The 13,163-nt window shown below is 74.3% G+C and carries 13 protein-coding genes and 1 pseudogene; 6 read left to right on the top strand and 8 right to left on the bottom strand.

The genetic code is table 11. The annotated features are described in order from the left end of the window. The coding region (locus tag ACFV4N_RS25475) for a sensor histidine kinase (RefSeq protein WP_499675111.1) at positions 1-1,007 on the top strand (1,007 nt) is incomplete at its 5' end. A gap of 24 nt (positions 1,008-1,031) precedes the next feature. Here the strand turns inward: ACFV4N_RS25475 and ACFV4N_RS25470 are convergent. From ACFV4N_RS25470 to ACFV4N_RS25455, 4 genes and pseudogenes are all read right to left on the bottom strand, one after another. Then, positions 1,032-1,574, bottom strand: coding sequence for a M15 family metallopeptidase (locus ACFV4N_RS25470; RefSeq protein ID WP_499675110.1), 543 nt, complete (start codon positions 1,572-1,574; stop codon positions 1,032-1,034). 123 nt (positions 1,575-1,697) lie between these two features. Beyond that, the gene (argS, locus tag ACFV4N_RS25465; protein WP_499675109.1) at positions 1,698-2,426 is read right to left on the bottom strand and encodes an arginine--tRNA ligase domain-containing protein; all 729 of its coding nucleotides are present in this window, start codon (positions 2,424-2,426) and stop codon (positions 1,698-1,700) included. A gap of 139 nt (positions 2,427-2,565) precedes the next feature. Beyond that, positions 2,566-3,375, bottom strand: a pseudogene (gene argS / locus ACFV4N_RS25460) (arginine--tRNA ligase domain-containing protein); the annotation flags it as partial. Positions 3,376-3,487: 112 nt separating this feature from the next. Next, positions 3,488-4,525: a medium chain dehydrogenase/reductase family protein gene (locus tag ACFV4N_RS25455; protein WP_499675108.1), complete on the bottom strand. Its 1,038-nt coding sequence runs from the start codon at positions 4,523-4,525 to the stop codon at positions 3,488-3,490. Positions 4,526-4,751: 226 nt separating this feature from the next. Between ACFV4N_RS25455 and ACFV4N_RS25450 the strand changes: the two genes are divergently transcribed. Together ACFV4N_RS25450 and ACFV4N_RS25445 are read left to right on the top strand one after the other, a co-directional pair. Then, the gene (locus tag ACFV4N_RS25450) at positions 4,752-5,231 is read left to right on the top strand and encodes a DUF4383 domain-containing protein (RefSeq protein WP_499675107.1); all 480 of its coding nucleotides are present in this window, start codon (positions 4,752-4,754) and stop codon (positions 5,229-5,231) included. A gap of 108 nt (positions 5,232-5,339) precedes the next feature. Then, positions 5,340-5,561 carry a hypothetical protein gene (locus tag ACFV4N_RS25445; RefSeq protein WP_499675106.1) on the top strand — a complete coding sequence of 74 codons (222 nt, stop codon included), beginning with the start codon at positions 5,340-5,342 and terminating at the stop codon, positions 5,559-5,561. A gap of 14 nt (positions 5,562-5,575) precedes the next feature. Here the strand turns inward: ACFV4N_RS25445 and ACFV4N_RS25440 are convergent, their stop codons facing one another. The 3 genes from ACFV4N_RS25440 to ACFV4N_RS25430 all read right to left on the bottom strand — a co-directional run bounded on the left by ACFV4N_RS25440 (position 5,576) and on the right by ACFV4N_RS25430 (position 8,403). Further along, entirely contained in the window at positions 5,576-6,013 is a 438-nt protein-coding gene (locus ACFV4N_RS25440; RefSeq protein WP_499675105.1) for a hypothetical protein, read from the bottom strand. A 228-nt stretch (positions 6,014-6,241) separates the two neighbouring features. Beyond that, positions 6,242-7,153 carry an NAD-dependent epimerase/dehydratase family protein gene (locus tag ACFV4N_RS25435; protein ID WP_499675104.1) on the bottom strand — a complete coding sequence of 304 codons (912 nt, stop codon included), beginning with the start codon at positions 7,151-7,153 and terminating at the stop codon, positions 6,242-6,244. 80 nt (positions 7,154-7,233) lie between these two features. Next, positions 7,234-8,403: a metallophosphoesterase gene (locus ACFV4N_RS25430; protein ID WP_499675103.1), complete on the bottom strand. Its 1,170-nt coding sequence runs from the start codon at positions 8,401-8,403 to the stop codon at positions 7,234-7,236. Positions 8,404-8,511: 108 nt separating this feature from the next. Between ACFV4N_RS25430 and ACFV4N_RS25425 the strand changes: the two genes are divergently transcribed. After that, on the top strand, positions 8,512-8,688 hold the full coding sequence (locus ACFV4N_RS25425) for a hypothetical protein (RefSeq protein ID WP_499675102.1): 177 nt from the start codon (positions 8,512-8,514) through the stop codon (positions 8,686-8,688). A 146-nt stretch (positions 8,689-8,834) separates the two neighbouring features. Beyond that, a complete protein-coding gene (locus ACFV4N_RS25420; protein ID WP_499675101.1) occupies positions 8,835-10,934 on the top strand; it encodes a putative bifunctional diguanylate cyclase/phosphodiesterase in 2,100 nt (699 codons plus the stop codon). Between the two features lie 76 nt (positions 10,935-11,010). Here ACFV4N_RS25420 and ACFV4N_RS25415 read toward each other — a convergent pair whose 3' ends face one another. Then, entirely contained in the window at positions 11,011-11,667 is a 657-nt protein-coding gene (locus ACFV4N_RS25415) for a thiaminase II/PqqC family protein (protein WP_499675100.1), read from the bottom strand. Between the two features lie 254 nt (positions 11,668-11,921). Here ACFV4N_RS25415 and ACFV4N_RS25410 point away from each other — a divergent pair. Beyond that, positions 11,922-13,163 (top strand): GGDEF domain-containing protein (locus ACFV4N_RS25410; protein ID WP_499675099.1); only part of this gene is annotated, 1,242 nt, incomplete at its 3' end.

Below are 13,163 nucleotides of genomic sequence, written 5' to 3'. Positions count from 1 at the left end.
CCCCGGACGGGCCGCAGCTGGTGATCGTCGGCGAGGTCGAGCCGGGGCTGCTGCTCGCCGAGTTCTACAGCACCCGGAAGCTGGACCGGGAACTCGCCGCGCTGCGCGGCGCGCTCGCCCTGGTGGCGGTGCTCGTCGCCCTGCTGGGCGGCGTGCTGGGCGTGCTGGCCGCGCGGGGCATCCAGCGCCGGGTGCGCACGGCGGCGCTCGCCGCGCGGCGGCTCGGCGAGGGCGCGCTGGACACCCGGCTGCCGGTGGAGGGCCGCGACGAGCTGGCCGACCTGGCGGGGTCGTTCAACGCGATGGCGCGGCGGCTGGGGGAGTCCATCGAGCAACTGCGGCTCAAGGACCGGCAGCAGCGCCGGTTCGCCGCCGACGTGGCCCACGACCTGCGCACCCCGCTGGCGTCCCTGATCGCGGCCGCCGACGGCCTGCACAGCGCCGACGAGGCGGACCGGGCGCGGTCGGCGGAGCTGCTGGGCTCCCAGGCCCGGCGGCTGGGCGCGCTGGTGGAGGACCTGCTGGAGATCTCGCGGTTCGACGCGGGCGCGGCGGAGTTCCGCCCCGAGGTCGTCGATCTCGGGGCGCTGGTGGCCGACGCGGTGGAGCTGAGCGCGCCGGGCGCGGACGTCCGGGTCGAGCACGTGGGCGACACCACCGTGTTCGGCGACCCGCGCCGCCTGCACACCGTCGTCCGGAACCTGGTCGCCAACGCCGTCCGGCACGGTGGGCCCCCGGTCACCGCGGCGGTCGACGGCGGCGCGCCGGACGTGGTGCGGGTGCGGGTCGCCGACTCCGGCCCCGGCCTGCCGGACGAGCTGGTCCCGGTGGTGTTCGACAGGTTCGTGCGCGGCGACCGCTCCCGCCGGCACACCGGCGGCAGCGGCCTCGGCCTGGCGCTCGCGCAGGAGAACGCACGCCTGCACGGCGGGCGGCTGGAGGTGCGCAACGACGGCGGCGCGGTGTTCACCCTCACCGTGCCCAGGGGCGACACCGGGGACCGGTAGGGCCGCGCCCCTCCTGCCGGGCGGTCACCCGGCCGCGTCGCCGCGCTGCTCCGGGCACCGCCCACCCGGCGTGGTCAGCAGCTCGAAGTGCCACATCTCGTTGGCGTACACCTGGCACAACCCGTAGGCCGCCCCGTGCCGGCCGACCCAGTCGGCCGCGTCGGTCGGCCCGATGTCCACGGCCTTGCCCGACACGTGCGCCGACTCCTCGGGCGTGGTGACGAACCGCCGCGCCTCCTCCACGCTCCCGTACCGCGCCACCGCCTCGTCCAGCAACCGCTGCTGGTACTCCGCGCTGCGCCACCCCGAGGTCACCCCCACCTCGATCCCGGCGGCCCTCGCGTCCTCGGCGGCCTCCCGCACCGCCGCGAGCAACCCGGGGTCCATGCGCCGGATCGCGACGTGGTCGGCGTAGGGGGAGATCCGGCCGTCGCCGGCGATGCTCCCGTCCTCGGCGGCGCGGCCGGGCGACCCGTGCGCGCCGGCCGCGCCGGGCGGCGCGACCGGACCACAGGACGACAGCACCACGACAAGAGCCCCCACGGCCGGGAACAGGACCCGCTGCATCGCTTCTCCCACTGGTAGAGCCGGAGTTGAACGCCTCCGACGTTTCCCTCGGGATTTCTGCGTCGTGTGCGGGTCGTGTGCGCGTTCTGTGACAGTCGCGCCCCGGTACGGCTCGGGCGTCGCCTACATGCGTTCCGGCGCGGTGATCCCCAGCAGGCCGAGGCCGTGGCCGAGCGTGCGGGCCGTGAGCCGGCACAGGGCCAGCCGGTTGCCGCGCACGGGTTCGCCGGCTTTCAGGACGGGGCAGGCTTCGTAGAACGTGGTGAAGTCGCGGGCCAGTTCGTAGAGGTAGCCGCAGAGCCTGTGCGGTTCCAGGGTGGCGCCGACCTCGGTCAGGACGGCGCCGTAGGCGTCGAGCGCCAGCGCGAGGTCCCGTTCGGCCGGGTGGAGCGGGACGGTGCGGTCGACCTCCGGCGCCGGGTCGCCGGCGTGGTGCAGGATCGAGCTGATGCGCGCGTGGGCGTACTGGAGGTAGACCCCGGTGTTGCCGGTGAAGGCGACCATGCGGTCCACGTCGAAGGAGTAGTCCTTCACCCGCGAGGTGGACAGGTCGGCGTACTTGACCGCGGCGATCCCCGCCAGTTCGGCGATCCGGTCGAGTTCGGCGGCGTCCAGGTCGGGGTTCTTCTCCAGGACGACGGCCCGTGCGCGGGCCACGGCGTCGTCGAGCAGGTCCACGAGCCGGACGGTGCCGCCCGACCGGGTCTTGAACGGCGTCCCGTCCGGGCCGAGGACGGTTCCGTAGGCGACGTGCTCCGCGCTGGTGCCGTCGGTGAGCCACCCGGCACGGCGGGCCGCCTCGAAGACGAGCCGGAAGTGCAGCGCCTGGCGCGAGTCGGTGACGTAGACCAACCGCTCGGCGCGGAGGTCGCGGACGCGGTGGCGGAGGGTGGCGGACCATGAGCGCGGCGGGCCTGCCCTCCGGTCCGGTCACCTCGTCCGAGTGGAACACCAGGGCGCCCTCGCTCTCGACGGCGAGGCCCGCGTCGACCAGTTCCCCGACGGTGTCGGCCAGCATCGGGTTGTAGAACGACTCGCCGACCGAGTCCTCGGCGGTGAGCAGCACGCCCAACCGGTCGTAGATCGCGCGGAACGACTTCTCGGACTCGGCGACGATGCCCTCCCAGACCGCGACGGTGCCCGGGTCGCCGGACTGGAGGGCGACCACGCGCGAGCGGGAGCGGTCGGCGAAGCCGGGGTCCGCGTCGAACTCGGCGCGCGCCGCCCGGTACAGGCCGTCCAATGCGGACACCGCCGAGGCGCCCTCGCCGAGCTGGTCCTGGTGCCACGCGGCGTCCGGGTGCTCGTCGAGGTACTGGATCAGCATCCCGAACTGGGTGCCCCAATCGCCGAGGTGGTTCCGGCGCACCACGTCCGCGCCGAGGAAGCCCAGGACGCGCGCCAGGCTGTCACCGATGATCGTCGTGCGGAGGTGACCGACGTGCATCTCCTTGGCGATGTTGGGCGCCGAGTAGTCGACCACGGTCCGACGTCCCCGTTCGGGCGTCCCCACACCGAGGCGCGGGTCCCGCGACCGGGCGACGACCTGCTCCCAGAGCGCACCGCCGGTCACGGTGACGTTGAGGAAACCCGGCCCCGACGGCTCGACGGAGGCGACCAGCGACTCCCCGCCGGGTTCGAGCGCGCCCGCGATGTCGGCGGCCAGGTCGAGCGGCCTGACCCCGATGCGCTTGGCCAGGGCGAGGGCGGCGTTGCACTGGAAGTCGGCGTGCTCGGATCGTCGCACCACCGGGTCCGCCCCTGCCAGCTCCGCGCGGACTCGACCGATGGCCCCCGACATCGTGGCGGCGACCCGCCCCGACAGCGACGGCACCTCGTGGTGGTGGACGCTCATCCCGGCATTGTGGCCGGCGGCCGGTCGGTGATCCACTCGTTTTCGGTGGCCCACCGCCTCACGGCACCAGCACGACCTTGCCGGTCACCGTGCCGGACTCGGCCAGCGCCACCGCCTCCGACACCCGCTCCAGCGGCACCCGCGCGGCCACCTGCGGGCGCAGCCTGCCTTCCGCCAGCAGCGCGAACACCGCCCCCAGGTCGCGACCCAGGCGGGCGCGGAAGCGGGACGCGTCGCGCTTGCCCGCCCAGATGTTGTAGAACTTCGCGGTGCGACCGCCCGGCAGCGCGTCCCACAGCAGCAGGCGGGCGAACAGCTTGAGCACCGGCAGCCGCGAGGAGCCCTCCTCGTCGCGAGTGGACGCCGTGCCGTAGGCCACCAGCGCGCCGCGCGGTCCCAGCAGCCGCCAGGAGTCCACGATGCCGGGCCCGCCCACGTGGTCGAACACCGCGTCCACGCCGCCCGGAGCCAGTTCGCGCACCTTCGCGGCCAGGTCGGGGTCGCGGTAGTCCAGCGGGATCGCGCCCAGGTCGCGCACGGTGCCGTGGTGGCGCGGCGACGCGGTGCCGATCACGCGCGCCCCGGCCAGGCGGGCCAGTTGGACCAGGGTCGAGCCGACCCCGCCGTTCGCGCCGTGCACCAGCACGGTCTGCCCCTCGGCGACCCGGGCGACGCCGTGCAGCATCTGCCAGGCGGTGATGCCGTTGACGACGAACGTCTCGGCCTCGGCCGGGTCGACGCCGGCGGGCACCGGCACCAGGTCGGCGGCCTCCACCACGGCGTGGTCGGCCCACCCGCCGGTCTTGGTCAGCGCGGCGAACCGGCCGCCCACCAGGCCCGCGTCGACGCCGGGACCCACCTCGGCGACCGTGCCGACCAGGTCGTAGCCGGGCACGAAGGGGAACGGCGGCTGGTCGTAGTACTTGGCCCGGCGCATCTGCTGCTCGGCGAACGACACGCCCGTCGCCTCGACCCGCACGAGGGCCTGACCGGGACCGGGCACGGGCCGCGCGCGGCGGCGCAGCACCAAACCGTCGGGCTCGACCACGCCCGGCAGCACGACCTCCAGAACCTGTCCGGTCGACACGTCGCTCATGGGACCTCCTCCATCTATGAGTGGTCAGTCACTCACTCCCTGGAGAAGTAAACGGGTCAAGCCTCTGTTTGTCAAAAGGAGTGGTTGGTCACTCACAAATGGCACACCGGTCGGTCGCCGTCACGAACCCCGCCAGTCGGTCGACACGGGGGTGGGCGGCGATCTTGGTTTCACCCCGCCGCCTCCGGGTACGCCAGGCCCAGCGAGCCGATCGGGAGGAACCACCATGACGAGCGCAACCGAACGCGCAGGCACCCGCCGTCGCCCCGTCCAGGCGCTCGCGCTCCTGGTCGGTGCGGTGTTCCTGCTGGTCGGCGTGTTGGGCTTCATCCCGGGCATCACCGCCCACTTCGACCACCTCGGCTTCGCCGGCACGGGGTCGCGGGCCGAGCTGTTCGGCGTGTTCCAGGTCTCGGTGCTGCACAACCTGGTGCACCTGCTGTTCGGCGTGGCGGGCGTCCTGGCGGCCCGCGCGGCGGGCGCGTCACGCGCCTTCCTCATCGTCGGCGGGTTCGTCTACCTGCTGCTGTGGGTCTACGGCTCGGCCGTGGACGCCGCGGGCGGGGCGAACTTCGTGCCGTTCAACGCCGCCGACAACCTCCTGCACCTGGGGCTGGGCCTCGGGATGATCCTGCTCGCCGTGCTGGCCACCGTCCTGGAGCGCACGCGCGGCCAGTACCCCGGTCGGGAGCAGCGGGGTCGGTGACGCCCGGTTGACGCCTCGGTGAACCGGGTCGCGTAAGTTCACCCCGGGAGGCGCTTGACTGGGAGGGCGTAGATGGCGAGTTCGGGACGACGGCGGCAACTGGGACGGGTGGACCCCTTCATCCTGTTCACCGTCCTGCCGCTGCTGTTGATCGCGGGCGTCCTGGCTTGGGGTGGCTTGGCCTGGGTCGGTGTGGTCGTCGTCATCTTCGCGGCGCTGTTGGTCCTGGTTGACTCGTGGACGAACCGTCCGTTGCCGTTCGACGTGCCGGACGAGGACGACGGGGACTACGACTACGAGCCGCCCTCGGCCGGTCGACGCGGCTACTGAAGGGGTGGCTGGCGCTACCAGTCGTAGCGCCAGCTGCCCACCTCCCGACCGTCGTAGGTGGCGCGCAGGGAGACGAACCTCTCCGCCCAGCTGAACTCCGTGTGGACGCAGGCCGTGTGGCCGAACGCGGTGCCGCACAGGTCGTCCCGCTCCTGGGCCGACCGCCAGGTGCGCTCGGCGACCAACTTCCAGCCGAACAGATCGTGCCCCAGGTAGGCCCGCGTGGTCAGGCTCCGCGCGGCCTGGTCGATCAGCACGCGCGCCTTGACCACGCTCACGAACACGCACTCGTAGTCGTACGGCGCGAGCGTCGCGCACTCCGCCGAGGCCGGGGCCGGGGCCGGGGTGGGTCGGGCGGCCGCGCCGGCGGCGGGACCCGGTGTCGCCAGCGCGAGCACCGCGGCGAGGACGGGCAGCGCGGCGCGGAACGGTGTGGTGCGCACGGCCTTCATCTGCGTTCCTCCGAAAAGGGCGGTCGTCCGGGCGGGACCGAACCTAATCCGGCCTTTCGGGCGGCGTGGCCCGGCGCGGGGACGTCCATCCGGTCGGGACGCCGCGGCACACCTCCGGGTGCCCCGCGCGTCACGCCGGGTCGCCACCGACCGCGCCGGGCGGCCCGTCGGGCACCCGGAACCGGGGTCGGACCGCGGCGGGCCGCACGGGGATGCGGTGGCCCCTCGTCAGTCGCGCGGGAACGTCTCCGCGATCGCCGCGTCGATCGACCCGGACCGGGCGGGCTGGACGAACAGCTCGCGCAGCAGCAACCCGCCCAGGTGCTTCGGGTCCAACCCGGACTGCCTGCCCCGCGCCGCGTGCGCCGCCCACGTCAGCCACAGCGCCGCCCGCACCGCCGCGCCCGGCAGCCGGCGCACCGGGCGCGGGTGCCCGGCCGCCTCCGCGATGCGGCCGATCATCCGCGCCCAGGTCAGGTTCTCCTCGACCACCGGGATGTCCTCACCGGACGCCCGCTCCAGCGCGTCCACCGCCACCTCGGCCACGCACCGGGCCGTCGTCGCGGCGCTCCCGCCCGGCGGGGCCACCAGCGGCGACCGCGAGCGCGCCCACCGGTCCAGCGGCTCCGCCCAGTTCGGCAGGCGGTCGTGCGCGCGGCCGAACACGAACGGCAGCTCCAGCACCGCCACCGGCAGGTCCGGGCCCGCCGCGGTGCGGCCCAGGCGCGCCTGCTCGACCCGGCTGCGGATGTAGGGGTGGCGCTCGGCCAGCCGCCAGTCGGGGTGCTCGCGGTGGAAGTGCGTGTAGTACGAGCCCAGGACCACCGCCCGCGTCAGGCCCTCCTCGCGGGCCGCGGTGAGCAGCCGCACGACCGGCGCGACGTTGCCGCGGTGGAACACCGGGTAGGAGGGCCGGCGCGGCACCTCCCGGTCGTCCGCGCCCGCCGCGAACACCACGCCGTCGTGCCCGGCCAGCAGCGACCGGAACTCCGCGCCGCTCGCCAGGGTGGCGTCCAGGGCGTGGTCCACGCCGTCGCGCGCGGTCCGCGCCGCGGTCGTCGCCTCGTGCCCCAACGCCCGCAGCCGTTCCACGACGTGCTGCCCGATCAACCCGCTCGCACCCACCACCAAGACCCTCACGGGCTCGGGATGCTACGCCGGGGTCACGCTTTCGTGCGCAGGGTCACCGGTGGTGGTCGGCGCACCGCAGGTGGGGGAGGTCAGGTCCCCGCGCGCAGCGTCAGCAACGAGATCTCGCTGGGCGCGAACACGCGCAGCGGCGGGCCCCAGAACCCGGCGCCCCGGCTGGTGTAGAGCCGGGTGCGCTCGCCGTGGCGGCTCAACCCCGACAGCACCGGCTGCTGGAGCCGCACCAGCAGGTGGAACGGCCAGATCTGGCCGCCGTGCGTGTGGCCGGACAGCTGGAGGTCCACGCCCGCGGCGGCCGCCTTGACGACCTCGCTCGGCTGGTGGGCCAGCAGCACCACCGGGTCGTCGGGCCGGGTGCCCGCCAGCGCCGCGCCCAGGTCCGCGCCGTGGCCGGGTTCGCCGGAGTGCGCGCCGGTCACGTCGTCCACGCCCGCGAACACCAGCCGCGCCCCGTCGCGCTCCAGCACGCGGTGCTGGTTGTGCAGGCTCGTCCACCCCAACTCCGCCATGTGCTCCAGCCACGCCTGGGCGTTGCTCAGGTACTCGTGGTTGCCGGAGACGTAGAACCGGTGCGCCGCGCGGACTTCGCCCAGCGCGGCGGCCTGGCCCCGGCGCTGCTCGACCGTGCCGTCGGCGATGTCGCCGACGTGGACCACGACGTCCGGCTCCAGCGCGTTGACCGCCGCGACCGTGGCGCGCGACCAGCGGGTGCGGTCGATCGCGCCGTAGTGGGTGTCGGCGAGCACCGCCACGGTCAGCCCGTCGAACGCCGCGCCCAGCCGGGGCAGCACCACCTCGGTCCGCCTGACCCTCGGCACGCGCCGCGCCTCGTGGACGCCGTGCGCGGTCAGGGCCAGGCCGATCGCCAGCAGCAGCACCGCGACGACCCGGGCCCGCAACGGGTTCTCCACGCCCGCGACCGCCAGCACGAGCCGCGGCACGTCCGTGATCAGGGCCCAGGCGAAGAACACCCAGGCCACGCCGAGCATCGCGTGCGCGACCCGGGCGGCGCGGTCGGTGTGCCGGCGGCCGTGCGCGCGGACCAGCAGCAGCGGGAACGCCATCGAGGCCGCCGCGACGAGCACCGTGCCGGTCAGCTGCACCGGCCACGGCCACCGCGCGCTCGGCGCGAACAGCCCGAACCACGGCACCCAGAAGAGCAGCGCGGTCACGGAGAGCAGCACGGCGGTGAACGCGATGCGACGGCGCGCGGACGGGCGGGGCGGCGCGCTGGTCGACATGGGGTCTCCTCGCCGTTTACGAACCGGTGGTCTATTACCGAGGCTAGCTCCCGCCCCGGTCGGTGTCCAAGGCGGTTTGCCCGCCCCGCCGGTGGCAACCCCAGGGCCATGGTCGACGAGGACGACGTGCGCGAGATCGAGACGCCCGAGCAGGACGAGCGGCTGGCGGAGGTGCGGAAGGACATCGCGGAGGCCAAGGCGGACGCGGCCGACCTGCGCGAGACCACCCCGGACCCGTTCCCCGACTCGGACCCGCCGAACGAGGACGGCACCCCGGGCAACTGACCGCTGGGTCCACAGTGGACGTTCACCCGAATGGCGGTTGCATCCCGGAAATCGGATCTGGATAGTGCGATAACCCGGCAGGCCGTGCCGTGATCGTCGTTCTACTCTGGGGGTAACCGGGCGTGGCTCGTCCAACCCGTGCTCCGGTGGACGGGGGACTCCCGTCACCGGAGCTGGCCGGGCTGCGCCGCATAGTCCGGCTCACCTCGGTGTTCACCTGGCTGGCCGGACTGGCGTTCGCCGCGCAGCTGGCGTTCGTGGGCGTCGGACCCGCCCACCTGCCGCTGGTCGCCCTGGTGCTGGTCGTGCTGCTGAGCTGGCTGCGGCCCGCCCGCCACCCCTGGCCGGCCGCCGCGGTCGAGGGCGTGGTCATCTTCACCGCGACGCTGGTCCTGCCCACCCCGCAGCCCGCCATCGCCTTCCTGTTCGCGGTCACCGTGCGCCGGGCCCTGTACGGCGCGGAGCGCTACCCGGTCAAGGCGCTGCCCGCGCTGGCCGGCTACCTGCTCGGCCTGTGCTGGTGGCTGGCCGCCCAACCGGTCACCGTCACCGGGCCGCAGCTCGCGGCCAACCTGATCCCGTTGGCCGGGCTGGTCGTGGAAACCCTGGCGCTGCACGAGGCGGTGCGCTCGACGCGACTGCTCGAACGCGCCAACCGCACCCTCGAGGCCGTGGTGCGCTCCAGCCCCGTCGGCCTGGCGCTGCTCGACGAGCGGGGCGCGCCTTCGCTGCGCAACGAGCGCGCCAGCGAACTGCTGTCCTGGACCGGCGGTCCGGACGACCGCGTCCCGTGCCCGCACGGCCCCGACATCTCGCGCTGCGGCTCCGGCTGCCGCACCGCCGAGGAACCCGTCGAGGTCGAGGTGCCGCGCCCCGACGGCGCCACCGGCGTCCTGGCCGTGCAGGCGGTGCCGGTCGACCGGCACACCCTGGTCACCGCCCAGGACGTGAGCAAGCGGCGGCGGCTGGAGGAGGCCCTGCGCGCCCGCGCCGAGCGCGACGAGCTGACCGGGCTGGCCGGGCGCGCGCACTTCCTGCACCTGGTGGACCATGCGCTGCTGGCCGGCGAGGCGGTCGGCCTGCTGGTGATCGACCTGGACGGGTTCAAGGAGGTCAACGACGCCGACGGGCACGAGGCGGGCGACTGGTACCTGGTGTCGGCGGCCGAGCGGATCAACCGGGCCGCGGGCCCCGTGGCCGAGGCCGCGCGACTGGGCGGCGACGAGTTCGCGGTGCTCGCACCGGGCCACGACGTGCGGGAGTCGGCGCGGCTGGCCACCCGCGTGCTGTCCGAGCTGGCCCGGCCGCTGGCCGGCCTCGGGCACGACACGGCGATCCGGGCCAGCGTGGGCATCGCGGTGTCGCGGCCGGGCGCCGGGACCGCGGACCTGCTGCGCGACGCGGACACCGCGATGTACGCGGCCAAGCGGGAGGGCGGCGGGCGCATCCGGCTGTTCCGCCCGGAGATGGGCGAGCAGGTGCTGGCGCGGCAGCGCGACAAGGCCGACCTGCGCACCGCGGTGACCGAGGGCCAGCTCGTGCTGCACTACCAGCCGATCGTGGACCTCGCGACGTCCGAGGCCGCGGGCGCCGAGGCGCTGGTGCGGTGGCAGCGCCCCGGCCACGGCCTGCTCGGGCCCGGCGCGTTCATCGGCCTGGCCGAGGAGACCGGCCTGATCGTGCCCCTGGGCGCGAAGGTCCTGGCCGGCGCCTGCGAGCAGGCCGTGCGCTGGCGCGAGCAGGGCCGCGAGCTGGGCGTCACCGTCAACGTCTCCACGCGCCAGCTCTCCACCCCCGCGTTCCTGCCCTCCCTGGACCGCGTGCTCAAGACCACCGGCCTGCCGCCCGCCCACCTGACCATCGAGGTGACCGAGTCGGTGTGGGCCGACGAGGCGGCGATGCGCGGCCTGATGGAGGTCAGGGACACCGGTGTCCGGGTGGCCCTGGACGACTTCGGCACGGGCTACTCGTCGCTGAGCTACCTCCAGCGGTACCCCTTCGACGTGGTCAAGATCGACAAGTCGTTCACCGGCAACCTCGACGACACCGGGCGCACCGCGGGCGTGGTCCGCTGCATCATCGACCTGGCCGAGGTCCTGGGCGCGCACACCGTCGCCGAGGGCATCGAGACCGAGGCGCAGGCGGACTGGCTGCGCCGGGCGGGCTGCGCCTACGCCCAGGGCTACCTCTTCGGCCGCCCCGACACCCCCGAGAACTGGGACAGCCACCCGGTCGCAGTCCCCTGACCGCGCACGGCCGCCCGGGTTCCCGAGGGCATCCCTGACGGGTGCGGGGACGACCCAGGGCCGTCCCCGCGCCGGCTCAGGCCAAGCCCGCCAGCGTGTTCCAGAACATCAGCTCGTAGGAGTGCAGCAGGCGCGCCGCCGGCAGGGCGCCCTCCGGCGTCCACCCGGTGGCCAGCACCGCGTCGAGGGCCTCCAGCGACAGGGCGTCCAACTCGGGCGACGGGGTGGCGAAGAAGTCGAAGAACGCGCAGGCCGCGTCGTCGAAACCGTAATGCTCGCGCAGGGCCGTCGCGATCGCTGCGCAATAGCCTCCCCATTCCGCGAAATTCGCCAGAATCGCGAGCAGCGCGTCGTGCGGATTGCCGTCGAGGGCGAGCCTGGCCACGTACGACGGGTACGCCTGGCACCCCGGCAGGGGGCGGTGGGCCGCCAGGTCCTCCTCGGTCAGGCCGCAGCCCGCGGCGAAGTCGCCGAGCTTGGCCAGCGCCAGCCCCTCGCCGCCCGCGACCATCGAGAAGAACTCGCGCTGCGGGCGCTCGGTCGACTGCGCCGCCAAGGTGAGGAACGCTCGCCAATCGCTGCGCACGATCAGGTTTTCCTCCGCGGCGAGGGCGCGCAGCGCCTCGCGCGAGGCCTTCCCGCGGGCGATCAGCGGCACCAGCTCGTTGGTCCCGCCGTCCCGGCGCACCTCCTCGCGCACCCGCTCCAGCAGTTCCCGCGCTCGATCCGACATGATCTCCCCCAGGGCGTACGGTGGTGGGCGTCAACCCTATCCTCCCCCTCCGCCGGGTGAAGACTCGGCAACGGGGGATTGACGCCACCTCTGTTTACCGATTCCATGGCCACGCTTGTCGCAGCGGAGCCGAGTCGCAGAAGGAGAGTCGCGGATTGCGCGTCGTGGCGGACACGTCGGTCGGAAACCGCGGAATCCCGATCAAAAAGCCCGACAGGCTCTGGCTCGGGTACGCGGTCCTCGGTCTCGCGGTCATGGGTGCCTACTACACCGTGCCGATCTTCGTCGGCACCGTTCCGCTGCGCGTGGTCCTCTACTGCGCGATCAGCGCGTCCGCCGCCGCCGCGGTGTGGTGGGGGGTGCGGCGCAACCGGCCGGAGCACCGCGCGCCGTGGGTGCTGCTCGGGCTGGGCCAGCTGGTGTACGCCCTGGCCGACACCACGTTCTACGTCTCGCACTACGTGCTCAACGAGACGAGCTACCCGTCGATCGCCGACGTGTTCTACATCGGCCACTACCCGCTGGTGATCGCCGGCCTGGTCGTGCTGATCCGCCAGCGCCGCTCCCACCGCGACCTGCCCGGCCTGCTCGACGCCGCGTCGCTGACCGTGGGCGCGGGCCTGCTGTCGTGGGTGTTCGTGATCGGCCCCCAGACCCGCCTGGGCACGCCCCTGCTGGTGGAGGTCGCGTCGCTGGCCTACCCGCTGATGGACCTGGTGGTGCTGCTGGTCTCGCTGCGGCTGCTGTTCGGCGGCGGCGGTCGCCGCGACACGTCGTTCGTGCTGCTGAGCGCGTGGCTCGCGGCGATCCTCACGGCCGACACCGTCTACGTCCTGCAGCGGCTGGACCACACCTACGCGGCGGGCAACTTCCTCGACGCGATCTGGCTGACCGGGAACCTGGCGCTCGGCGCGTGCGCCCTGCACCCGTCCATGGGCCGGATCGCGCAGGCCGCGGACGTGCCCGCGCTGCGGTTGAGCTGGCCGCGGCTGGCCGTGCTGTGCCTGGGCGCGCTGGTCGGACCGCTGCTGCTGCTCCTCCAGCACGCCCAGGGCGTGCAGCGGGACGTCCCGGCGATCGCGGTCGGCTGCGCGGTGCTGTTCGCGCTGACCACCACCAGGCTCGCGGGCCTGGCGGTCGACCAGCGCCGGATCGCCATCACCGACGGCCTCACCGGGCTGCGCAGCCGCCGCTACTTCGAGGCGCGCCTGGCCGACGACGTGGCCCGCGCGGAGCGCACCGGCGGCCCGCTGGCCGTGGTGATCCTCGACGTGGACCGGTTCAAGCGGATCAACGACAGGTTCGGGCACCCCGGCGGCGACCGGGTGCTGGTGGAGGTGGCCGACCGGCTGCGCGCGGTCGCCGGTCCCGGCCACGTGCTGGCCCGCTACGGCGGCGAGGAGTTCGCGCTGATCACCACCGGCGCGGACGCCGAGCAGCCGACGCCGCTGGCCGAGCGGCTGCGCCACGCCGTCGCCCGGGATCCGATCACCGTC

The sequence above is a fragment of the Actinosynnema sp. NPDC059797 genome (assembly GCF_042732085.1).
GTDB lineage: Bacteria > Actinomycetota > Actinomycetes > Mycobacteriales > Pseudonocardiaceae > Actinosynnema.
The sequence above is the reverse complement of the archived record's forward strand: the minus strand, read 5'-3'. Positions and strand labels throughout refer to the sequence as shown.